General features: G+C 66.3%; 22 protein-coding genes and 1 tRNA gene. 15 read left to right on the forward strand and 8 right to left on the reverse strand.

All coding sequences use genetic code 11. The annotated features are described in order from the left end of the window. The first annotated feature begins 166 nt into the window (after positions 1–166). Positions 167–1,039 carry a DNA ligase gene (locus tag NX068_RS02875; RefSeq protein ID WP_442806675.1) on the forward strand — a complete coding sequence of 291 codons (873 nt, stop codon included), beginning with the start codon at positions 167–169 and terminating at the stop codon, positions 1,037–1,039. A gap of 231 nt (positions 1,040–1,270) precedes the next feature. On the opposite strand, the gene mutL is transcribed toward NX068_RS02875, so the two are convergent. Beyond that, complete coding sequence (mutL, locus tag NX068_RS02880) at positions 1,271–3,139, reverse strand: DNA mismatch repair endonuclease MutL (RefSeq protein ID WP_263459795.1); 1,869 nt, start codon at positions 3,137–3,139, stop codon at positions 1,271–1,273. 112 nt (positions 3,140–3,251) lie between these two features. Between mutL and NX068_RS02885 the strand changes: the two genes are divergently transcribed. The 5 genes from NX068_RS02885 to NX068_RS02905 are packed head-to-tail and all read left to right on the forward strand — an operon-like array spanning position 3,252 to position 7,421. After that, on the forward strand, positions 3,252–4,010 hold the full coding sequence (locus NX068_RS02885; protein WP_263459796.1) for a hypothetical protein: 759 nt from the start codon (positions 3,252–3,254) through the stop codon (positions 4,008–4,010). 50 nt (positions 4,011–4,060) lie between these two features. Then, positions 4,061–4,723: a phosphoribosylglycinamide formyltransferase gene (gene purN / locus NX068_RS02890; protein WP_263459797.1), complete on the forward strand. Its 663-nt coding sequence runs from the start codon at positions 4,061–4,063 to the stop codon at positions 4,721–4,723. Beyond that, on the forward strand, positions 4,720–5,469 hold the full coding sequence (locus NX068_RS02895; protein WP_263459798.1) for a DUF3108 domain-containing protein: 750 nt from the start codon (positions 4,720–4,722) through the stop codon (positions 5,467–5,469). The genes purN and NX068_RS02895 overlap by 4 nt, the downstream gene beginning before the upstream one ends. Before the next feature lies 1 nt (position 5,470). After that, positions 5,471–6,835: an RsmB/NOP family class I SAM-dependent RNA methyltransferase gene (locus NX068_RS02900; RefSeq protein WP_263459799.1), complete on the forward strand. Its 1,365-nt coding sequence runs from the start codon at positions 5,471–5,473 to the stop codon at positions 6,833–6,835. A 58-nt stretch (positions 6,836–6,893) separates the two neighbouring features. Further along, a complete protein-coding gene (locus tag NX068_RS02905; protein ID WP_263459800.1) occupies positions 6,894–7,421 on the forward strand; it encodes a phospholipase D family nuclease in 528 nt (175 codons plus the stop codon). Positions 7,422–7,434: 13 nt separating this feature from the next. Here the strand turns inward: NX068_RS02905 and queD are convergent, their stop codons facing one another. Then, complete coding sequence (gene queD / locus NX068_RS02910) at positions 7,435–7,878, reverse strand: 6-carboxytetrahydropterin synthase QueD (RefSeq protein WP_263459801.1); 444 nt, start codon at positions 7,876–7,878, stop codon at positions 7,435–7,437. A gap of 206 nt (positions 7,879–8,084) precedes the next feature. Then, positions 8,085–8,378 carry a helix-turn-helix domain-containing protein gene (locus tag NX068_RS02915; RefSeq protein ID WP_068634944.1) on the reverse strand — a complete coding sequence of 98 codons (294 nt, stop codon included), beginning with the start codon at positions 8,376–8,378 and terminating at the stop codon, positions 8,085–8,087. Between the two features lie 259 nt (positions 8,379–8,637). Here NX068_RS02915 and NX068_RS02920 point away from each other — a divergent pair, with 259 nt between their 5' ends. Both NX068_RS02920 and NX068_RS02925 read left to right on the forward strand, forming a co-directional pair. Next, the gene (locus NX068_RS02920; protein ID WP_263459802.1) at positions 8,638–9,867 is read left to right on the forward strand and encodes an aspartate kinase; all 1,230 of its coding nucleotides are present in this window, start codon (positions 8,638–8,640) and stop codon (positions 9,865–9,867) included. 62 nt (positions 9,868–9,929) lie between these two features. Continuing rightward, positions 9,930–10,022: transfer RNA gene (locus NX068_RS02925), tRNA-Ser, on the forward strand. Between the two features lie 78 nt (positions 10,023–10,100). On the opposite strand, the gene NX068_RS02930 is transcribed toward NX068_RS02925, so the two are convergent. Further along, entirely contained in the window at positions 10,101–10,844 is a 744-nt protein-coding gene (locus tag NX068_RS02930) for a flagellar brake domain-containing protein (RefSeq protein WP_263459803.1), read from the reverse strand. Positions 10,845–10,951: 107 nt separating this feature from the next. Between NX068_RS02930 and NX068_RS02935 the strand changes: the two genes are divergently transcribed. Both NX068_RS02935 and NX068_RS02940 read left to right on the forward strand, forming a co-directional pair. Beyond that, positions 10,952–11,818 carry a putative RNA methyltransferase gene (locus tag NX068_RS02935; RefSeq protein WP_263459804.1) on the forward strand — a complete coding sequence of 289 codons (867 nt, stop codon included), beginning with the start codon at positions 10,952–10,954 and terminating at the stop codon, positions 11,816–11,818. A gap of 107 nt (positions 11,819–11,925) precedes the next feature. Continuing rightward, entirely contained in the window at positions 11,926–12,609 is a 684-nt protein-coding gene (locus NX068_RS02940; protein ID WP_263459805.1) for a DUF3334 family protein, read from the forward strand. 11 nt (positions 12,610–12,620) lie between these two features. On the opposite strand, the gene NX068_RS02945 is transcribed toward NX068_RS02940, so the two are convergent. From NX068_RS02945 to NX068_RS02960, 4 genes are read right to left on the reverse strand one after another with little or no spacing between them, the layout of a single operon-like run. Continuing rightward, positions 12,621–13,970 (reverse strand): hypothetical protein, encoded by a 1,350-nt coding sequence (locus tag NX068_RS02945; RefSeq protein WP_263459806.1) that lies wholly within the window; start codon positions 13,968–13,970, stop codon positions 12,621–12,623. A 49-nt stretch (positions 13,971–14,019) separates the two neighbouring features. Then, entirely contained in the window at positions 14,020–15,426 is a 1,407-nt protein-coding gene (locus NX068_RS02950; protein ID WP_263459807.1) for a hypothetical protein, read from the reverse strand. Beyond that, on the reverse strand, positions 15,423–16,301 hold the full coding sequence (locus NX068_RS02955) for an ABC transporter ATP-binding protein (protein ID WP_263459808.1): 879 nt from the start codon (positions 16,299–16,301) through the stop codon (positions 15,423–15,425). The genes NX068_RS02950 and NX068_RS02955 overlap by 4 nt, the downstream gene beginning before the upstream one ends. A 2-nt stretch (positions 16,302–16,303) precedes the next feature. Beyond that, positions 16,304–16,693, reverse strand: coding sequence for a GntR family transcriptional regulator (locus tag NX068_RS02960; protein ID WP_263459809.1), 390 nt, complete (start codon positions 16,691–16,693; stop codon positions 16,304–16,306). A 166-nt stretch (positions 16,694–16,859) separates the two neighbouring features. Here NX068_RS02960 and aroQ point away from each other — a divergent pair, with 166 nt between their 5' ends. From aroQ to NX068_RS02985, 5 genes are all read left to right on the forward strand, one after another. Then, the gene (gene aroQ / locus NX068_RS02965; RefSeq protein WP_263459810.1) at positions 16,860–17,297 is read left to right on the forward strand and encodes a type II 3-dehydroquinate dehydratase; all 438 of its coding nucleotides are present in this window, start codon (positions 16,860–16,862) and stop codon (positions 17,295–17,297) included. A gap of 98 nt (positions 17,298–17,395) precedes the next feature. Continuing rightward, the gene (locus tag NX068_RS02970) at positions 17,396–17,608 is read left to right on the forward strand and encodes a DUF3079 domain-containing protein (protein WP_263459811.1); all 213 of its coding nucleotides are present in this window, start codon (positions 17,396–17,398) and stop codon (positions 17,606–17,608) included. Positions 17,609–17,734: 126 nt separating this feature from the next. Beyond that, entirely contained in the window at positions 17,735–18,451 is a 717-nt protein-coding gene (locus tag NX068_RS02975; RefSeq protein ID WP_263459812.1) for a PepSY domain-containing protein, read from the forward strand. Beyond that, the gene (locus NX068_RS02980) at positions 18,451–19,125 is read left to right on the forward strand and encodes a response regulator transcription factor (RefSeq protein WP_263459813.1); all 675 of its coding nucleotides are present in this window, start codon (positions 18,451–18,453) and stop codon (positions 19,123–19,125) included. Before NX068_RS02975 ends, NX068_RS02980 begins: the two co-directional genes overlap by 1 nt. Next, the gene (locus tag NX068_RS02985; RefSeq protein ID WP_263459814.1) at positions 19,118–20,422 is read left to right on the forward strand and encodes a sensor histidine kinase; all 1,305 of its coding nucleotides are present in this window, start codon (positions 19,118–19,120) and stop codon (positions 20,420–20,422) included. Before NX068_RS02980 ends, NX068_RS02985 begins: the two co-directional genes overlap by 8 nt. The last annotated feature ends 57 nt before the right edge of the window (positions 20,423–20,479 follow it).

The raw sequence follows: 20,479 nt of genomic DNA on the forward strand, positions 1-20,479 counted from the left end.
AGCGCCCGGACGAGGCAACTGATCGAGGCAGTTGGCCGGCATCCGGCTGGGGCGGATTATCCGCTGCTTGACGGGCCTTGGGCAAAGCGATGGCAAGGGAGTCTGTGCCCTCGATCATCGATGATGCCATTTGTATTATGATAATGGTATTTGAGCCCTTTCTCCCATGCCTCGCGAAGATCCGTTCCGCTGCAGGCGGCGTTTGCTGCGTGCGCTTTGCCTGCTGCCGGCCTGCCTGTTGCCGGGGCGATCGCCTGCCGCCGCGCCGGCGCTGATGCTGGCGGGCCGCTGGCGTGACGGACTCGACCCTTCGGCCTATTGGGTGAGCGAGAAGCTGGATGGCGTCAGGGCCTATTGGGATGGACAACAGTTGTACTTTCGCAGCGGGCGGTCGATTGCCGTGCCGGCGTGGTTCGTCGCCGGCCTGCCGGAGGTGCCGTTCGACGGCGAGCTGTGGCTCGGCCGGGGGCGCTTCGAGCAGTTGTCGGGGCTGGTACGTCGCGAGGAGGCGGCCGAACAGGGCTGGCGCTGGGTGCGTTACATGGTGTTCGACCTGCCGGGCCGGCCGGGACCGTTCGACGAACGCCTGCGAGCGCTGCAGGCACTGGTCGAGGCGGCCGGCATTCCGCACCTGCAGGCTGTTCCGCAGTTCCGCGTGGAAAACCTCCCAGCGCTGGCAGCCACGCTCGCCCGCGTCGTCGCCGCGGGAGGCGAGGGCCTGATGCTGCATCGTGCCGACGCCTGGTGGCAGGCGGGCCGCGGCGATGCGATCCTGAAGCTGACGCCTTTCCTCGATGCCGAAGCCCGGGTCGTCGGACACCTGCCGGGCAAGGGCAGGCACAACGGCGTCCTGGGCGCTCTGGAAGTGGAATCGGCCGATGGACGACGTTTTCGTCTCGGCACAGGGTTCAGCGATGCCGAGCGGCGCGATCCGCCGGCGATCGGCAGCGTGGTGACTTACCGCTATCGTGAGCTGACTGCGCAGGGTATACCGCGCTTTCCGGTGTTCCTGCGTGTTCGCGATGGCAGGACGGACTGAACCGGCTTCATCCTGGCTGAATAGCTATCGTCTTGCCCATAGAGGCGGACAGGATGGCCGGGCCGTGTGGATGGGGCCGCAGGCGAAATCCGTCGATTCAGGCTGCCTCTTTTTTAGGCAGTGTCGCCGAAGGCCGTGCCATCAGGCAGTTGCGGCACTTATCCACAGCTTGTCCAGACGCCTGTTCACGGCGGCTGGGGAAAAGTGTGGGTGCGGGGGATGAAGCCCGCCTCACTGGCCGCGCATGAAGAAGCGGTCGAGATCGCCCATCGTCAACTGCGTCCAGGTGGGCCGGCCGTGGTTGCACTGGTCGGCGCGTTCGGTGGCCTCCATGTCTCGCAGCAGCGCGTTCATCTCGGGGATGGTCAGTTGGCGGTTGGCGCGCACCGCGCCGTGGCAGGCCATGGTGGCGAGCAGCTCGTTGCGGCGTGCGGTGACGACGTCGGAAGCGGGGAATTCGCGCAGCTCTTCGAGCAGATTGCGCATCAGCTCCGCCACCGGCGCATTGGCGAGCAGGGCCGGCACGCTGCGCACCGCCAGTTCCTGTGGGCCGGCGGCGCCGACGTCGAAGCCCAGCGCCGCGAGGACTTCGCTGCATTCCTCGGCGGCGGCCATGTCCTTGGCGCCGACCGAGAACACCGCGGGAATCAGCAGGCGCTGCACCGAAGGGCGGCCGTCGAGCACGGTCTTGAGCTTTTCGTAGAGGATGCGTTCGTGCGCGGCATGCATGTCCACCAGCACCAGGCCGGCGCGGTTCTGCGCCAGGATGTAGACGCCATGCAGCTGTGCCAGGGCGAAGCCCAGCGGCGGTGCGCCATCGCCGTCGTCCGGCAGGGGGCGTGGAGCCGCCGCCGGCATGCCGGCAGATGGCGCGCCGCCGGCGGGTGGGCGAGCGCTGGCGGCGAAGTCGAGATAGGCACGGCTGGCCGAATCCATCGCCAGCTGCCCCTGCCTTGGGATGGCTGGAGGAGTGGATGAAGGCCAGGGGCGGGCGCTGTCGTAGCTGGATGAGGCGGCATCCGCCGGGCGTTCCGCCGAAGTGTAGCGCAAGGTGTTGGCGGCGCCGCCGAAGCCCGTGCCCGGCGTGGACGGCACGGCTGCCTGCGTATCGATCCTTCCCGCACCGGATTCGGCCAGCACGCGCTTGAGCGCGTGGTAGACGAACTGGTGCACCGCGCGCGATTCACGGAAGCGCACTTCGATCTTGGCCGGATGCACGTTGACGTCCACGCCGGCCGGGTCCAGGTCCAGGAACAGCACGTAGGCCGGATGGCGGCTGCCGTGCAGGATGTCGGTGTAGGCCTCGCGCACCGCGTGCGTCAGCAGCTTGTCGCGGACGAAGCGGCCATTGACGAAGAAGAACTGCGCGTCGCGGCTGGCGCGCGAATAGGCCGGCAGCGAGGCGAAGCCGGTCAGGCGCAGCAGGCCGCCTTCGGCCGACACTTCGCGCGCGTGCTGCAGGAAGTCGTCGCCCATCAGCGCGCCGATGCGCGCCGCCGGCGTGCCCGGCGGCAGGCGATGGACGACGCGGCCGTTGTGCGACAACTGCATGCCGACGTCCGGCCGCGCCAGCGCGACGCGGCGGAACATGTCGTCGCAGTGGGCGTACTCGGTGCCTTCGGTCTTCAGGAACTTGCGCCGTGCCGGGGTGTTGTAATACAGGTCGGCGACGTCCACCACCGTGCCCTGGTTGAGTGCGGCGGGCGCCAGGCTGCGGTCGCCGCCGTCGATGCGCCAGGCATGGCCGGCACCGGTGGCGCGGCTGGTGATCGAGGTGCGCGCCACCGCGGCGATGGCGGCCAGCGCCTCGCCGCGAAAGCCCATGGTGCCGACCTGCTCGAGGTCGTCGAGGGTGGCGATCTTGCTGGTGGCGTGGCGCTCCAGCGCCAGCGCGAGGTCGTCGCGGTCGATGCCGCAGCCGTCGTCGGCAACGCGGATGCGGCGCACGCCGCCCTGTTCCAGTTGCACCTCGATCGCGCGTGCGCCGGCATCGACGGCGTTTTCCAGCACTTCCTTCAGCACCGAGGCCGGCCGTTCGACGACCTCGCCGGCGGCGATCTGGTTGACCAGCAGGTCGGACAGGCGGTGGATGACGGACATGGCCGGGCCCGGTTGGATGGGGAAGGGCGCAATTATACGGCGTGGCCCGATGCCGCTGCGGGCGGTGGCGGGCCGTGCTTCCGGTATGATGCCGGGCCTGGATCCCGTAGACATGACGCGCATGAGCAAGCCCCCGCCAGCCCCGAAGGCCGATCGCCAGGCATCGCGTCGGCGCATGGCGCTGGCCGTGGTGCTCGGGCTGGTGCTGGCCGGCTGTTCGACGCCGGGTACCGCACCCGGCGCGGCGAGGGAGCGCGGCTTCTACCCGGGCCAGTTGTTCAAGACCGATCTCAACCGCGTCGCCGAAGCGCACCAGCAGCAGATCTTCGCCAGCCTGCGCCGCCTCGCCGACAAGCTGTACAAGCGCAATCCGCGCGAATGGCGCAAGTCCGACGCGGCGAGTGCCGAGGCGGCCATTTCGCGCATCTTCGACGAGCGCCACCGCTGGCGCTTCGCCTCGCTCGGCAACCGGCGCGACCTGGCCGCGCTGCACGTCGCGCTGCACTCCGAATACCGCGGCGACCGGGTGCAGGCCCTGGTGGTGGGACTGGCCAGCATGGTGCAGTCGGCCTTCGGCGACCGCGAAGGTTTCTACCTGCTGGATGATCTGGAGCCGCAGCACCTCTACAATGCGGCCCGTAACGTCGAGATCGCGGTGTGGAAGCTGGCGACCGCGCGTGACGGCAACGGCGAGTTGCTGCTGCTGTCGAACGACTTCGGCGACCCGCCCAACCTCAGCTTCGAGCGCGAGTTCGGCCGCATCATCGGCCTGCTCGACGCCTTGTCCGACGTGATCGAGGAAGAGACCGAACGCACGGTGACGCGCGTGGTCCAGAACCTGACCACGGCGGTCTTCCTGCCGGTGTATTGAGGCGCTGCCCCGGCGACTCGATCCTGCCCTCCCAACCCATCGTTTTCAAAATGAAGTCCATCGTCATTCTCGTTTCCGGCCGCGGCAGCAACATGCAGGCCATCGTCGATGCCGCCATTCCCGGTGCGCGCATCGCTGCCGTCGTCAGCAACCGCCCGGATGCAGGCGGCCTGGCGTTCGCCGCCGAACGCGGCATCGCCACCGCCGTGGTGGATCACAAGGCCTACCCGGATCGCGCCGCGTTCGACGATGCGCTGGCCGGATGCATCGACCGCTTCGCGCCCGACCTGGTCGTGCTGGCCGGTTTCATGCGCGTGCTGACCGATGATTTCGTGCGCCGCTACGCAGGCCGCCTGATCAACATCCATCCTTCGCTGCTGCCGTCCTTCCCGGGCCTGCATACGCATCGGCGCGCGATCGAGGCCGGCGTGCGCGTGCATGGCGCGACGGTGCATTTTGTCACGCCGACGCTGGACTGTGGCCCGATCGTCGTCCAGGCGGTGGTGCCGGTATTGCCCGGCGACGACGAAGCCAGCCTGTCGGCGCGGGTGTTGCTACAGGAGCACCGGATCTATCCGCAGGCGGTGCGCTGGTTCGTCGAGGGCCGGCTGAGCGTGAATGAGGCGGGGCGCGTGTCGCTGCGCGGCGCAGGGATCGAAGCCGAAAGCGGGTATGTCGTACCCGCCATCGAAGATGTGGGAGCCGAACGATGAAGATGAAACGGCGTGAGGTGTTGCAGGCTTTGGCGGTGCTGACGGGAGGCGTTTTCCTGCCTTCGGGATGGGTAGTGGCCGCCGTGCCGGCCTCGGCCGGCAGCATCCGTTTCGACGTGCATTACGGCTCGCAGGGCTTCAAGGTCGGTGAAGCGCTGCACGAATGGAGAATCGAACGGGATCGTTACGCACTGCGCCTGAATCTCGCCGCGAGCGGCCTGGCGGGTTTGTTCGGCCTGCAGTACGAGCAGCGCAGCGAGGGCAGGGTCGGGCCGGAAGGGATGTTGCCGGACGAGTTCGTCGTCGATCAGCGTGGGCGCAAGCTCGACAGCGCCCACTTCGACTGGGCGGCAGCCCGCGTCAGCCTGCGGCGCGACGGCAAGGAGCGTCGCCATGGCACGATCGGCGCGGGCGACCAGGATCTGCTCAGCCTGTGGCACCAGGCGCGACGCCATGCGCGGGCGGACAAGCCGGTCGCCCTGAACGTCATCACCGGCAAGAGCATCAAGCAGGCGAAGCTGGAACCGATGGGGCCGGAGAAGCTGAAACTGCCGGCCGGCGAACTGGAAACCCTGAAGATGCGGGCGACGGCCGAAGGCGGCGAGCTCGACATCGACATCTGGCTGTCCGTCCAGCATGAGCTGCTGCCGGTCCGAATCCGCATCACCGACGACGATGGCGGGGTGCTGGATCAGCGTGCCGCGGCGATCGAAGTCGGCGCATCTGCAAACACCAAGAAGAACTGACATGAACAAGAGCAACGACAAGAGCAGGAACAAGGCCCGCGGCGTATCCGGCGGTGCAGTCAAAAAAGCTGCGGTGAAAAGCGCCCCGGCAGCGGCCGAAGGCGCCGTTTCGCGCGCGCTGTTCATCCAGACCACGCAGGTTCTCGGTGCCGTGCTGGCGTTCGAGTTTCCGGCCGACGCGGTGCTGTCGCGCCATTTCCGCGACAACCGCGAACTGGGCCACCGCGACCGCGGCTTCATCGCCGAGACGGTCTATGGCGTGCTGCGCCGGCTGCGCTGGCTGCGCCGGCTGGCGGGCGACAAGGCGACGCCGCGCGAACTGCTGCTGGCCTGGTTCGCCCGCGGCGAAGGCTGGCCGATGCGCAATTTCGAAGGCCTCGCCTCGGCCACCGAGCGCGACTGGGTGGCGGCGGTGAAGGCGGCGGAGCTGGGTGAAGCCAGCCTGGCCGAGCGCGCCGACCTGCCCGACTGGCTGGCCGAACGCCTGCTGCGCAGCTTCGACGAGGCCGGCGTGCTGGCGCTGGCGCAGGGCCTGAACCGGCCGGCGCCGCTCGACCTGCGCGCCAACCTGCTGAAGATCGACCGCGACAGCCTGCTCGCACGCCTGCGCGAGGACGGCATCGCCGCCGAGCCGGGCAGCCTGTCGCCGCAGGCGGTGCGCTTGTCGGGCAAGCCGGCGCTGCAGAAGCATCCGCTGTTCCTGGACGGCAGCTTCGAGGTGCAGGACGAGGGCAGCCAGTTGCTCGGCCTGCTGGTGCAGCCCCGGCGCGGCGAACTGGTGGTCGATTTCTGCGCCGGCGCGGGCGGCAAGACGCTGCAGCTCGGTGCGATGATGCGTTCGACCGGGCGGCTGTATGCCTTCGACGTGTCGGAAAAACGCCTCGCCAAGCTCAAGCCGCGCATGGCGCGCGCCGGCCTGTCGAACGTGCATCCGATGCTGATCGCGCACGAGAACGACGCCAAGCTCAAGCGCATGGCCGGCAAGGCCGACCGCGTGCTGGTCGATGCGCCTTGTACCGGCCTGGGCACGCTGCGCCGCAACCCCGATCTGAAGTGGCGCCAGTCGCCGGCCGCGGTGGATGAAATGGTGGCCAAGCAGGGCGCGATCCTGGCCGCGGCGGCGCGCCTGGTGCGTCCGGGCGGGCGGCTGGTCTATGCGACCTGCAGCCTGCTGGCCGAGGAGAACGACGCAGTGGTCGATGCCTTCCTGGCGGCACATCCGCAGTTCCGCCCGGTGGCGGCGCAGGAGGTGCTGGACAAGCAGGGCGTGAAACTGGAAACCGGCGAGCGCCTGCGCCTGCTGCCGCATGTGCACGATACCGACGGCTTCTTCGCCGCGGTGATGGAGCGGGTGGCGGATGCCTGAAGCCGGCAGGCCGGGTTTGCCGGCTAGGTTGCTGCCAGCTGTGGCGATGGCTTTGGTGATGGCACTGCCGCCGGCGGCATCGGCGTCGCAGCGCTTTGCCGCCAAGGGGGAGATCGAGCTCGCCTTCACGCCGCGCGATGATGCCGAATCGCTGCTGGTCGGCGTCATCGAGCGCGCGCGCCACAGCCTGCACGTGCAGGCCTATGCCTTCACCAGCAAGCGGATCGCCAACGCAATGGTGGCGGCCCACCGGCGCGGCGTGAAGGTGCAGGTGCTGGCCGATGCCCACATGAACCGCAATCCCAAGGGCAATGCCTTGCCGATCCTGCTGGCGGGTGGGGTGCCGGTGGCGGTCGAGACCGAGTACAACGCCGCGCACAACAAGGTGCTGATCGCCGATGCCGACGGTCCGGGCTGCGCGGTGCTTACAGGCTCCTACAATTTCACCTGGTCGGCGCAGAACCGCAACGCGGAAAACGTCATCGTGCTGCGCGGCCATTGCGAGCTGGCGCAGGCCTATCGAGACAACTGGCTGGCGCATCGCCGCAAGGCGATGGTGATCACCGCGCTGCCGTTCAAGCGCTGAACGGCAAGGGGGCTCAACTGCGGACGGCGTCGGCCCAGCAGTTGGGGGTTTCGTACAGGCGTACGCGTTCGAGTCGCAGATGGTTGCCGTAGGTGTCGCGGTAGGCCGGGTCGAGGATGCGGAACGCTTCGGCGGCGAGGTTCTCCGCCGTCGGCACGACGTCGAGCACGACGGTCTTGTGGCCGGGAATGGCGTCGAGCATGGTGACGACCTGGGTGTCGCCCCGATAGACCAGGAAGGCATGATCCCAGCGCGACACGACGAGGTCGTTGGCGATGCGCTTGACGTCGGCGAAATCCATCACCATGCCGTTGACCGGCAGGCCATCGGCCTTGATGACTTCGCCGGAAAGGGTCACTTCCAGTGCGTAGCGATGGCCGTGAAGGTGACGGCACTGGCTGGCATGGTCGGGAATCCTGTGTCCGGCATCGAATTCGAGACGGCGGGTGATGCGCATGGCTGACCTCATTCAAACGGGCGCGGATTATAGCATCAGCGATATGCGACCCTTGCTGCGGCAATATCCGCAAGTGATTGAGTCGAAGCCGCTTTTCCGGGCGCCCGGGCTTTTCCTGGCTGGATGCAGGCAGGGCCGCAGGCGGGCGGCGCACATAAAAAAGGCTGACGGTTCGCGTCAGCCTTCGATGCTGCGTCGCACGGCGCTCAGCGCTCTTTCTTCTTTGCGCGTGCTTCCTTCTTCAGGGTCTTGTACAGCTCGGGGTTGGTGGCCTTAAGGTACTCGGCCACTTCCACGTCGTCCTTCTTGACCTTGTTGATGTCGATCTGCTCGACGTGGACCAGGCGCAGCAGCGCCTGAACGGGGCGGGGAATGTTGCGGCCGCTTTCGTAGCGGGAGCCGCCGCTCTGGGTGACGCCGATCTTGGACCAGAACTGGGACTGGTTCAGACCCAGCTTGCGACGGATTTCGCGGACGTCGATGTTGTCACTGGATTTCATCTCTATTTCCTTGGTTGAGTGCACTTGTCATGGATTTACCATGACAGCGCTAGCGCGATTGTAGGCTGGTTTATGACTTAAGTAATACTACAAGAAAAAGTATAGATCACTATCCCGTACAAATACAATGACAGATTTCACGTTTTTGGCATTAAGTGCGTAGGGAGTGCGTTTAGCGGTTTGGGCATGTGATGTCCTGCAAAATTTTCCACGTTTCGCTAGAATCATCCGCTTTATCCACAGGTACTTGGATACGACGATGGCACTGATAGTTCAGAAGTACGGCGGCACCTCGGTAGGCAGCCCCGAGCGCATCAAGAACGTCGCCCGCAAGGTGGCGAAGTTCCGTTCGCAGGGGCATCAGGTGGTTGTCGTGGTGTCGGCGATGAGCGGCGAGACCAATCGCCTGATCGCTCTCACCAAGGAAGTTGCATCGAACCCCGCACCGCGCGAGCTCGATGTGGTCGTATCCACCGGCGAGCAGGTCACGATCGGCCTGCTGTGCATGGCGCTGGAGGACATCGGCGTACCAGCGAAGAGCTACACCGGCGGCCAGGTCAGGATCCTGACCGATTCGCTGCATACCAAGGCGCGCATCCTGGACATCGACGAGGCCCCGGTACGCAAGGATCTGGACGACGGCCGGGTTGTCGTCGTCGCCGGTTTCCAGGGTGTGGATGAGCACGGCGCCATCACCACGCTCGGCCGCGGCGGTTCGGACACCACTGCGGTGGCGCTGGCCGCGGCGCTGAAGGCCGACGAGTGCCAGATCTACACCGACGTCGATGGGGTCTATACCACCGATCCGCGCATCGTCCCCGAAGCCCGCAAGCTCGACACCATCACCTTCGAGGAAATGCTGGAAATGGCCAGCCTCGGCTCGAAGGTCCTGCAGATCCGCTCGGTCGAATTCGCCGGCAAGTACAAGGTCAAGCTGCGCGTCCTCTCCAGTTTCGAAGATCGCGAAGGCGAGGGCACGCTCATCACCGTTGAGGAAGACAAGAACATGGAACAACCCATCATCTCCGGCATCGCCTTCTCGCGCGACGAGGCCAAGCTCATCGTGGTCGGCGCGCCCGACAAGCCGGGCATCGCCTACCAGATCCTGGGGCCGATCGCCGAGGCCAACATCGATGTCGACATGATCATCCAGAACGTCAGCCACGACGGCACCACCGACTTCTCGTTCACGGTGGCGCGCGGCGATCTGGACAAGGCCGTCAAGGTGCTCGACGGTGTCAAGACCCACATCGGCGCCCGCGCGATCGAAACCGACAACACCATGTGCAAGGTTTCCATCGTCGGTGTCGGCATGCGTTCGCACCCTGGCGTGGCCTCGCAGATGTTCCGCACGCTGGCCGAGGAAGGCATCAACATCCAGATGATCTCGACTTCGGAAATCAAGATTTCGGTCGCGATCGAAGACAAGTATCTGGAACTCGCCGTGCGTGCGCTGCACAAGGCTTTCGGCCTCGACACTGCGGCCTGATAAAGCTAGTGAATAGCGTTTGACCGAGAGGCGCGAACTCGCTATGATCGCGCCTTCCTGATGGAGACGTGGCCGAGAGGTCGAAGGCACTCCCCTGCTAAGGGAGCATACCGTCAAAAACGGTATCGAGGGTTCGAATCCCTCCGTCTCCGCCAGACAAGCACATAACCCGCTGATTCAGCGGGTTTTTGCTTTTTTGCGGACGAATGGCATCTTTGCGGCCTTGCACCGCATCAGCACACCGAGTCCGGGTAGTCCACGATCTGCTGGTAGACGTATGCCTTGAGCAGCATTGCGTCGTTAGCATCGAAGCCGGTGAACTTCAGGCCGTAGCTGTGGATGCCGCTGCCGTTCGCTTCCACGTGGTGGCTGACGATCATGCTGTCGGCTTCCAGCGTGATGCTGTTGCCGTGCAGCATCAATACGGTGCTGAAGCGCAGGGGGAACTCGGAGTCGAGCAGGTTCTCCGTACAAACCAGTGCGCCGAGGGCGCTGAGGTTCTCGATTTGCGCACGGATCGGCTCTGCCCGATCTGGGCAGTCCGAGTGCAGATCGGCCTCGAGTTCGGTTCTGACGCGCGGGGATCGGCGCACGGGTCGGCCGAAGACGCTGTCCGGAAACGACAGATGGACATGGTCGAAGGGTAGCCGGCTCACGCGCAGCACGGATGCCCGGAAAGCGTAGGCGTTGGTTCCGGAGAAGCCGCGGACGAGCACGTTGTCATTTTCCACCAATTCCAGCCGGCATCCGCCGATGGTCGGTGTGGTGACGATGATCGATCGATCCTTCAGGTAACCCACCAGCTTGACGTAGGTTTTCTGCGACTTCAGCGGCATTCCCCAGTCGAGCTGCAGCGAATCCCCGATCGACGGGCGCATGTCGACGAGGTTGCTGCGATCGGCATGAGCGGCTGTCCGGGGAGTCTGATTTCGAGCCGACTTCTCTGCGATGTCGGATGAGGCCGTTACGGTGTTCATGGCGCGTCCTGCGTGGGTCTTGCTCGATTGTACGGTGTCCGCGGATGCCTGGCATCTGGGGCGGCGATGCTTGTGTTTGCGCCTGGCCTGCTGCACGCTTCGCGCCCATGATCATTCCGTTCCAGAATCTGGTTTGTCCACTGGATGCGACGCCGCTCCGGCGTGACGGCTCTACCTGGCGCTGTCCTGCCGGACATGGCTTCGACATTGCCCGCGAAGGCTATGTCAACCTGCTGCCGGTGCAGCAAAAGCGTTCGCGCGACCCTGGCGACAGCAAGGAAATGGTCGCGGCACGCAGACGCTTCCTGAATGCCGGCCATTACCAGCCGATTGCCGACGAGGTGAGCCGCAAGGTGCTGGCCGGGCTGCCGCCGCAGGGGCAGGCGAGCTGCCTCGACGCCGGCTGCGGCGAAGGCTACTACCTGCGCCAGCTCGGGATTGCGGCCGCAGCCCGGGAGCTTGCCCCGGTCGGCGTGGATATTTCCAAATGGGCGGTGCAGGCGGCGGCCAGGCAGCAGCGCGAAGCGACCTGGCTGGTGGGCAGCAATGCCAGGCTGCCGCTGGCGGATGCCACGCTCGACTGCGTGCTGTGCATGTTCGGTTTTCCGGTATATGCGGAGTTCGCCCGGGTGCTGAAACCCGGTGGTCTGCTGCTGCAGGTCGATGCCGGCCCGGATCATCTGCGAGAACTGCGCGAGATCATCTATCCGGCGCTGAAGCCCGAGCGCAAGAGCGAACCTTCGGTGCCGGCAGGATTCGATTGGGGCGCATATGACAGCCTGCGCTTCGCCCTGGACCTGGAAGGCGCCGAGGTGATCGCCGACCTGTTGCTGATGACGCCCCACCTGTTCCGAGCCACGGCCGAGGGGCGGGCGAGAGCTGCGGCCTTGACTGCGCTGTCTCTGACCGTGGATGCCAGGGTGTCGGCACTGGTGCGCGACGGAAGGCCCGCCGTGTCCGGCTCCGCCGGGTGACGGAGGGTGATCCGTGCATGAATGCACGCGGCTTATGAGATCGGCCTGCGCGGCGATCTCCGGCTGTGCTACAAAAGCTCATCGATCCCATCCGTTTCCCGAGCGCCATGAACAAGGCTGACCACCCCGTCGTATTCGGCACCGAAGACCTGCTGCTGGGCCTGTGCAACTCCGTCTCCTCGGTGCTCGGCAAGGCCACCCAGGGCGAGATCCGCTTCTCCGGCATGGTGCAGAAGATCACCAAGACCTGCCTCAAGCCCGACATCGGCTGCTTCGTGCTGTTCGACGGCGGCTTCTCTGGGCTGGTGGTGATGAACTTCTCGGCGCAGGCGGCGATGGAGATCTACGAGCGCTACATGCTCAGCATGGGCATGGCCAGATCCGAGCTGGCGGTGTCCTACACGTCCGACGAAGTCAGCAACGTCATGGGCGAACTGATGAACCAGATCGTCGGCAATTTCACCGGTAAGGTCGGGCGCGAACTGCAGATCGACATCACGCAGAACCAGCCCAAGATGCTGGTGCTCAACAAGCAGGTCATCCTCAGCGTCGATACCAAGCTGGATCAGCCCGAAGCGCGGCGCGTGACTTTCTACACCGCGCAGAACAACGTCTTCTACCTGGAACTGGCGGTCGACCACACCGAATTCATCAAGCTCGTCGATTTCGAACCGAACGAGGCGCCCGATCCGGACGAACTGCTGGAGCAGAACCGCCGGCCGGCGGAGACCGCAGCGCCGGCGGCCGATGCCGACGAGCACGATGCGCTGCTGAAGTCGCTGGGCATGTGAGCGCGCCGGGCCTAGCGGCTTGCCTGGAGCCGGCGCCGGGCAAATGCGAACCGGGTCAGCGCCCATAGCAGGAATGCCGCCCAGGCCAGGACCAGCCATGCGGGCGGGGCGTGCGGATGAGCCAGCATCCATCCATGGGTGCCAAGACTCAGGATGCCGAAGGCGATGAGCCATGTCAGACCTGACTGCTGTCCATGCCAGGCCAGCCAGGTCGAATACAGCCCCAGCAGCACCGACAGCACGGCGAAGCCAGCCATCCACAATCCCCACCACGGATTCAGCAGGAAGCTCATCTGCATCGCTGCCGGCATGGCAATCGCGATCAGCAGCGCTTTCTCCCGCAGGGACAGGAAAGCCTGCTGCAGCACGGCCTGTTCCAGAGAAGCCTGCGGAGGCAGGCCAGGGGCGAGGAACAGCTCGGCCCGCTGCCCCTGCAGCCGTGTGCGCAAAGCCATCAGGGCGCGTTGTGGCTTTTGTACGAGCATCGCCAAGCTGAACCAACTGATGACGAACATGACCGGATTGCCGGACACCGAGCGCGTTCTCTCGACGTCGGCGAAATGGCCGTAGATCAGCAATGCCGCGCTGCCGCCCAGGAAGATCGCCCAGGTCAGCACCTGGCGGCGCGGGCCGTAGGTCTGGCGAAGGGTCTGGAAATCCTGCCCGAGAATCCTGGCGAGCATGGCCTGGCTGTTTTCCGCAATCGCCGGGGAGGCGGCAGGCGCCGCCGGGATTCGCTCGCCGAGTGGGGTGGCCGGCAAACGTCCGATCAGGCGCAACTGCGGCGTCGAGTCTTCCACCCAGGCACCGAAGGACGCCAGCAGAACGTGCCGCCGCCGGGCGATGTGCCAATGCCACGACAGGCCGGCCAGCAGCAGCGCGGCGCAGCCGGCGGCGAAACGGATGGTCGGCTCGTCCAGTCCGTCCCAATTGAGAATCAGCAGCACGCTTGGCGCGAAGGCGAGCGGCAGCGGCAGGCTGATGACCAGCAGGCCGATGGTGGAGCCGAGCCACAATGCCGCGGCCAGGGACGGGAGGCTGTTTTCGGTTCCGGTCTGTTGCGGCTGCCACAACAGCATCACCAGCATCGGCAGACCGACGCTGAACAGCAGGTGAAGGCTGACTGCATCGCGAAAGGTGGCGCCGATGCGCGGCAGGCGCAGTGCCAGCATGCGGTCGAGCGTCACACACATCCGTGTGCCCATGAAAGCCCACCACAGCGCGGCCACGGCCGTCCAGGTCGCCGGCCAGAAGCGCCTTGCCTCGGCGTCGCCGTCGAAGAAGCTGGGCAGGCTGCCCATGCCTAGGCCGAACACATACAGTACGATGCCCAGCACGCACACCCAGGCTTCGGGGAACAAAGGCCGTAGCCGGTGGGCGTGCCTTCGTGTCCCGCTCCGTGGCATGCGCTCAGCCATTCCATCCATCTCCGTTCGTCCTCGTGTTGATCCGGCGCCTGGCAGTCCGGAAATGCGCCAGCATCGCGCCCAGATAAATCACCCAGCCCAGCGCGGTCCAGGCATAGGACATCGGGCCATAAGGTGAATGCTGCTGGAGCAGCCACAGATTGGTGGAGAGGGACAAGGCGAAGAACCCTGCGATCCGCGCGGTCGCCCACAGCGTGATGGCGCTCAGCGGCCGTCCATGCCAGCTCAGCCAGGCCTTATGCACACCTTGCAGCAGCACGATCAGGGCAAAGCACACCCACCACAGCGCCCACCACATGTTCAGCGAATAGCTCAACTGCACGACTGCGGGCAGGAACAGGGCAAGCAGCAGTACCCGCTCCCCCACGCAGCGGAAGATCTGCCGCATCACTGCGCCCTCCAGATGGGCGCGCGGCGGCAGGCCGGGGGCGAGATAGAGCTCCACCCATTGGGTGCGGCGCTTGGTGAGCAGCTTGTCGACCATATGCTGAGAGTGGTCGATCAGAAGCATGAGCATGATGGCAAGGATCGCCACCTTGTCCTTCCCCCACGCCGGTTCGGGCCACACACGGCCAAGCGCAAGCAGCCCGGCGATGCAGCCCGCGACGAGCAGCCAGATCAGCCATTGGCCGCGCCGGCCGTAAGCCTGGCGGAAGGTCTGGAACCTGCGCCCAAGCATCCTGGCCAGCAGATCCTGGTCGTACCGGGCCGGTACCGGGCTGGCGGATGAAACCATGCCGGCCGGGCTGCCGTTGACCGGTGGCGATCGGCGGCCAGTCTGCAATGGCAACGATGCCTGCAAGGAACGGCCGCCGAGCCAGGCGCCGCAGGGGGCCCAGATACCGGGGCGCAGCCGGGACAGATGCCAGCGCCAGCACAGTTCGGCCAGCAGCAGCGCGATGCTGCCGGCGACGAACTGGACTGCAGGGGCGTCGAAATGATCCCAGCCCAGAATCAGCACGAGTGCCGGCACGACGGCCAGCGGCACCGGCAGGCTCAGGGTCAGCAGGCTGATCGCGGAGCCCAGCCACAGTGCGGCGGCCAGGGCGCTGAGCATGCTTGCCGAGGGCTGCCAGAGCTGCACGGTCAGCACGGGCAGGGCGACACCCACCACTGCATGCAGGCCGACGGATTTGCGCAACGAGGAGGCGATGCGCGGCAGGCGCAGCGGCAGCATGCGGTGGGCCGTCAGGCACATCTGTTGCCCCACCAGCCATGACCACACTGCGGCGATGACCACCCACGTTGCTGGCCAGGGTGTTTGCGTCTCGGTACTCCGGCCGGAGAGAAAGGGGTACAGCGTCATGCCCAGAAAGACCGCCAGCAGCAAGGCGTAAAGCACGTACGCCCAGATCGGGGGAGCCAATTGGCGCAGGGCACGCGCGTTCATGCCGCCAGTTCCACGAACAGATCTTCGAGCGCCAGCGGGTTCAACCTGGCTTCCGCCGGCCAATGCCCGGCCTGAAGGTCTGCATCGCGCAATATCAGGCTCCAGCCGCCTTCCTCCAGCGGCCGCCGCGACAGTTCGCCTGCCAGCGGCGTTTCGGGCAGGGGCGTTGATGCCGGCCACCACAGCCGCCGCAGGCTGTCCTTGATGTCGTCCAGCGCGGCGTGCAGGCGGATGCGGCCGCCATGCAGCAGGGCGACGTGCGAAGCCACCCGTTCGAGGTCGGAGATGATGTGGGTGGAGAACACCACCGTGGTGCCGTCCTCCAGCGCCAGATCGACGATCTCGCGCAGCAGGGTGCGGCGCGCAACCGGGTCGAGCGCCGAAGCCGGTTCGTCCAGCACCAGCAGCGCAGGGCGGGGCGCCAGCGCGCGGATGATCGCGACCTGCTGGCGCTCGCCCGGCGACAGCGTGGACAGGCGGCGGTCGCCGTACAGATCCCAGGTGTCGAGCAGGCGCGCGGCTAGTTGCGCATCCCAGCCTGGATAGAGTCCGGCGATCATGCCCAGCATCTCGTCGATCGTCATCCAGTCGAAGCCGTCCGGCTGCTGCGGCACGTAGCCCAGGCGCATCTTGTCGGCATCGTCCATGCGCTCGGGTGGCTTGCCGAACACCAGGGCGCTGCCACGGTCGGCGCGGCGCAGGCCCAGCAGGCATTCCAGCAAGCTGCTCTTGCCGGCGCCGTTGCGGCCGACCAGGCCGAGGATGCAACCGGGTTCGACGGCCAGCGACACGCCATCCAGGATGCGGCGCTTGCCGTAATCCTTGCCGAGTTCCCGCACTTCGATCAGCGGTGCCTGTGCTGTGATTCCATCCATCTTCATTGCTCCCTGTCTTCGTTCTGCATGAGCTGGCGCAAGGCTTCGATCACTGGCCCCGCTTCCAGCCCGAGCTGTCCGGCCTGGCGTGCCACTTCCTCCAGCGCCGGCGCCAATGCCTGCAGCCTGTCTTCGATGGAACGGTGTGCCGGTGCCTGCGCCGCCACCACCATGCCCTTGCCGCGCTGGCGCTCCAGCAGGCCCTGGGCTTCGAGCTGGGCATAGGCCTTGGAAACCGTCATCGGATTCACCGCATGGGCCGCCGCGACCTCGCGCACCGAAGGCAGGCGCGTGCCCGGCGGGCATTGGCCGGCAGCGACCATGCGCGCGACCTGGCCGACGATCTGGCGATAGATCGGGTCGGGCGAGCTGGGCTCGATGTGCAGGCTCATGGCATCCATGTGTATTACTATAGCAATACACATTGGCAGTGCTCAAGACATGCGGCGGTCCATACTGCGGCAGCCAGTGCGGCGGCGCTCGATACCGTGGCGGTCGATACCGCTGCAACCGATACTGCGGCACACTGCGGGTCTTTCTGCAAAGGAGCATTCCCGCATGAGCAAGGTCCTGATCATCAATGGCCCGAACCTGAACCTGCTCGGCACGCGCGAGCCGCACATCTACGGTTCGACGACGCTGGCTGACGTCGAGAACGGCCTGCGCGCGCAGGGAGGGGAACTGGGCCTGGAAGTCGACTGCTTCCAGAGCAACCACGAAGGCGCGATCGTCGACCGCATCCACCAGGCGCGGCTGGAGGGCGTGCAGTTCGTCATCATCAATCCGGGTGCCTACACCCATACCAGTGTGGCGATCCGCGATGCCTTCGGCGGCGTGGCGATTCCCTTCGTCGAAGTGCATATTTCCAACGTGCATAAGCGCGAAGTTTTTCGCCATCACTCCTATCTGTCGGACATCGCCGAAGCGGTAATGGCGGGTTTCGGCACGCTGGGCTACGAGCTCGCGCTGCAGTTCGTTGCCAGCAAGCTGCGCTGAAGCATCCGGTCGCGTTTGATCGAGGTCAAGGCAGTAGGCTCATAACCCGACAAAAATACTCGGGTATTGCATTCGCCGCTCGCGGGAGGACGACAGCCATGGCCAAGAAATTCCCTCTCCATCCCAAGCATCCCGAGCGGATCTGCTGGGGCTGCGACAAGTACTGTCCGGTCGATGCCCTGGGCTGTGGCAATGGCTCGGGACGTACCATGCACCCGGCCGAAGTGCTGGGCGAGGACTGGTATCTGTACGGCGACTGGGACATCGAGCCCGACGACAAGGGCAAGAACGTGCGTTCGGGCGAGCACTGAGGGCGGGCAGGGCGGCAGTCTTGCGGCGTTCACCCGCCGTTCACCCGCGCCGGCGGATGATGCCGGCAGTGATGCGCAGCGCGGTGAAGCGTGTCACGATGTCCCGCTCGCACATTCACGCCCGCCATGATGCCTTCCCGCTGCCTGTCGCTGTTCGCCACGATGCTGCTGCTTGCGGCGCCGATTGCCGCTGCGGTGGAGCAGGATATGGTACGCCGTGCGGTCGAAGCCGGACAGCTGATGCCGCTGAAGGACATCCTGGGCCGGGTGCAGGGGCGTTATCCGGGCAAGGTGCTGGATGTCGAACTCGACCGCGACCCCTCTGGCCGCCGCATCTACGAGATCAAGATCCTGCAGGAGAACGGCCGCCGCAAGGAAGTCCACGTCGATGCCGTGACCGGCCTCGTGCTCGACGACCGCGCGGCCGAAATCGCGGTCGTGATGCCCTTGCCGCAGGTATTGCGCGCGGTTCTCGAACGCTACCCCGGACACGTGCTGGACGTGGAGCTCGACCAGAACCCCGGCGAGCCCGCGGTCTATGAGGTGCGTATTGCCCAGGCGGGCGGACGCCAGGTCGAGCTGCTCGTCGATGCCCGCAGCGGCCAGATCGTTCCCGGCAGCGAACTGCGTTCCGGCACGCTGCAATGGGTGAAGCCCCTGCCGGACGTGCTCGACCTGATTCTCGCGCTCTACCGCGGCGTCATCCTCGAGGCCGAGCTCGAATTCGGCAAGGACGACCGGCCCTATTACGAAGTCGAAGTCCTGCTGAGCGATGGCCGCAAGATCGAAGTACATGTCGATGCGCTGACGGGCGAGCTGCTGCGCCAGGAGGGCGCCGAATAATGCGCGTGCTGGTGGTGGAGGACGATGCCGAACTGGCGGACCGGATCGCCGAGGACCTGCGCCTGTCGGGCATGGTGGTGGACATCGCCCGCGACGGCAACGAGGCGGATTTCATGGGCTGCACCGAAGCCTACGACGCGGCGGTGCTCGACCTCGGGCTGCCCGGCCTGGATGGCGTGTCGGTGCTGCGCAGCTGGCGCGAGCACGGGCGCGACATGCCGGTGCTGATCCTGACCGCGCGCGGGCGCTGGAGCGACAAGCTGGCCGGCTTCGACGCCGGTGCCGACGACTACCTGACCAAGCCTTTCCTGCACGAGGAGGTCGCCTTGCGCCTGCGCGTGCTGACGCGGCGCGCGCGCGGCCATGCCCATCCGCTGATCACCGTCGGCCCGCTCAGCTACGACAGCAACGCCGATCGCTTCATGCTGGAGGGCCGGCCACTGGTGCTGACCGCACAGGAGCAACTGATCCTCGCCTACCTGATCCAGCGCCACGGCTGCGTGGTGTCGCGCAGCGAGATCGCCGAGCACGTCTATGCCCGCGACCTCGATCCCGACTCGAACACGCTCGACGTCATGATCGGCCGCATCCGCCGGCGCCTGGGCCATCCGCTGATCCATACCGAGCGCGGGCGCGGTTACCGCCTCGCCGACGACAGTGGCGGCGATGGCTAGGCGCATCGGGCTCGGCGGCCGCCTGCTGCTGATCGGCACCGCGGCGACCATGCTGGTGAGTGCCGCGGGGGGCTGGGTGCTACGGCAGAAAGTGCATGACACGCTTTACAACGGCATGGTGTTGCGCCTTCAGGAGCATGCCGACCGCATCGGGGCGAACTTCGTTTCAGGCACCGATGGGGCCCTCGTGCAGGGGCAGTACCGCGGCACGGACGAGTTCAGCCGCATCTTTTCCGGCTGGTACTGGCAACTGGAGGACGGCACGCGCCTGCTGCGTTCCCGCTCGCTGTGGGACAGCGGGCTGGAAACCGCCAAGGCGCTGCCGAGCGGGCATGGCGAAAGCCTGCAGCGCCTGACCGGGCCGCGCGGCGAGCGGCTGTTCGGCATCGTGCGCGCGGTCGGCGCCGACGAGCACCAGGCGCGGCTGCACGTGTATGGGCCGGCGGCGGAAACGGAGCGCGAGCTCGCCTATCTGGACCGTATCCTGGTCGCAACCGGTGCCGGCCTGATCGTGTCGCTGATCCTGCTGATGCTCATCCAGATCCGCTTCGGCCTGTCGCCGCTGCGGCGCCTGCATACGGCCCTGTCCAGGGTCCGCCAGGGCACGGCGGAGCGGATCGGGCGCGGCTACGGTCCCGATCTCGACCCGCTGGCCGAAGAGATGGACGAAGTGCTGACGCGCAACGCGCGCATCGTCGGCCGCGCGCGCGCCCATGCCGCCGACCTCAGCCATGCGCTCAAGAAGCCGCTCGCCCTGCTGGCGCATGCCGGCAACGACGGCGAACTGCTGCGCAGCCAGGTCGCCACCATGTCGCGCCTGATCGACCGCTACCTGGCGCGTGCCGGCAGCGGCTCGGGCGAGATGCGCCGCATCTCCGTCCAGGAGCGCATCACGGCGCTGCTGGTGCTGATGCGTCGCCTGCACCAAGCCCATGCCTTGGTCTGGCACATGGACGTGCCGGCCGCGCTGATGTGGCGCGGGGAGCCGACCGACTTCGAGGAGATGCTCGGCAACCTGCTCGACAACGCCGGCAAGTGGGCCAGGAGCGAGGTGCGGGTGAGGGCGCGTGCCGAAGCCGGGATGTTGTCGATTTGTATCGAGGACGATGGCCCGGGCCTGAGCCGCGAGCAGATCGAGCAGCGCCTGCGGCGCGGCCAGCGCTTCGACGAGAGCGTGGAGGGCTCAGGCCTCGGGCTGGCCATTTCGGCCGACATTGCCGAGACCTATGACGGAGCGCTCGGCCTGGAGTCGAGCGAACTGGGTGGCCTGAGGGTCGAGCTGCAGCTGCCGATGTAGGGATGCCGGCGGCAAGCGTGCCGGCCCGTGTGAAGAAAGTGTGAACGAAGCGTGAAC

It is taken from the genome of Thauera carbonicopians (assembly GCF_025699485.1).
Classification (GTDB): Bacteria; Pseudomonadota; Gammaproteobacteria; order Burkholderiales; family Rhodocyclaceae; genus Thauera.

Coding starts and splice junctions, on each gene's coding strand:
- NX068_RS02875 (WP_442806675.1), top strand. CDS start 167: ATGCCTCGCGAAGATCCGTTCCGCTGCAGGCGGCGTTTGCTGCGTGCG.
- mutL (WP_263459795.1), bottom strand. CDS start 3,139: ATGTCCGTCATCCACCGCCTGTCCGACCTGCTGGTCAACCAGATCGCC.
- NX068_RS02885 (WP_263459796.1), top strand. CDS start 3,252: ATGACGCGCATGAGCAAGCCCCCGCCAGCCCCGAAGGCCGATCGCCAG.
- purN (WP_263459797.1), top strand. CDS start 4,061: ATGAAGTCCATCGTCATTCTCGTTTCCGGCCGCGGCAGCAACATGCAG.
- NX068_RS02895 (WP_263459798.1), top strand. CDS start 4,720: ATGAAGATGAAACGGCGTGAGGTGTTGCAGGCTTTGGCGGTGCTGACG.
- NX068_RS02900 (WP_263459799.1), top strand. CDS start 5,471: ATGAACAAGAGCAACGACAAGAGCAGGAACAAGGCCCGCGGCGTATCC.
- NX068_RS02905 (WP_263459800.1), top strand. CDS start 6,894: ATGGCACTGCCGCCGGCGGCATCGGCGTCGCAGCGCTTTGCCGCCAAG.
- queD (WP_263459801.1), bottom strand. CDS start 7,878: ATGCGCATCACCCGCCGTCTCGAATTCGATGCCGGACACAGGATTCCC.
- NX068_RS02915 (WP_068634944.1), bottom strand. CDS start 8,378: ATGAAATCCAGTGACAACATCGACGTCCGCGAAATCCGTCGCAAGCTG.
- NX068_RS02920 (WP_263459802.1), top strand. CDS start 8,638: ATGGCACTGATAGTTCAGAAGTACGGCGGCACCTCGGTAGGCAGCCCC.
- NX068_RS02930 (WP_263459803.1), bottom strand. CDS start 10,844: ATGAACACCGTAACGGCCTCATCCGACATCGCAGAGAAGTCGGCTCGA.
- NX068_RS02935 (WP_263459804.1), top strand. CDS start 10,952: ATGATCATTCCGTTCCAGAATCTGGTTTGTCCACTGGATGCGACGCCG.
- NX068_RS02940 (WP_263459805.1), top strand. CDS start 11,926: ATGAACAAGGCTGACCACCCCGTCGTATTCGGCACCGAAGACCTGCTG.
- NX068_RS02950 (WP_263459807.1), bottom strand. CDS start 15,426: ATGAACGCGCGTGCCCTGCGCCAATTGGCTCCCCCGATCTGGGCGTAC.
- NX068_RS02955 (WP_263459808.1), bottom strand. CDS start 16,301: ATGGATGGAATCACAGCACAGGCACCGCTGATCGAAGTGCGGGAACTC.
- NX068_RS02960 (WP_263459809.1), bottom strand. CDS start 16,693: ATGAGCCTGCACATCGAGCCCAGCTCGCCCGACCCGATCTATCGCCAG.
- aroQ (WP_263459810.1), top strand. CDS start 16,860: ATGAGCAAGGTCCTGATCATCAATGGCCCGAACCTGAACCTGCTCGGC.
- NX068_RS02970 (WP_263459811.1), top strand. CDS start 17,396: ATGGCCAAGAAATTCCCTCTCCATCCCAAGCATCCCGAGCGGATCTGC.
- NX068_RS02975 (WP_263459812.1), top strand. CDS start 17,735: ATGATGCCTTCCCGCTGCCTGTCGCTGTTCGCCACGATGCTGCTGCTT.
- NX068_RS02980 (WP_263459813.1), top strand. CDS start 18,451: ATGCGCGTGCTGGTGGTGGAGGACGATGCCGAACTGGCGGACCGGATC.
- NX068_RS02985 (WP_263459814.1), top strand. CDS start 19,118: ATGGCTAGGCGCATCGGGCTCGGCGGCCGCCTGCTGCTGATCGGCACC.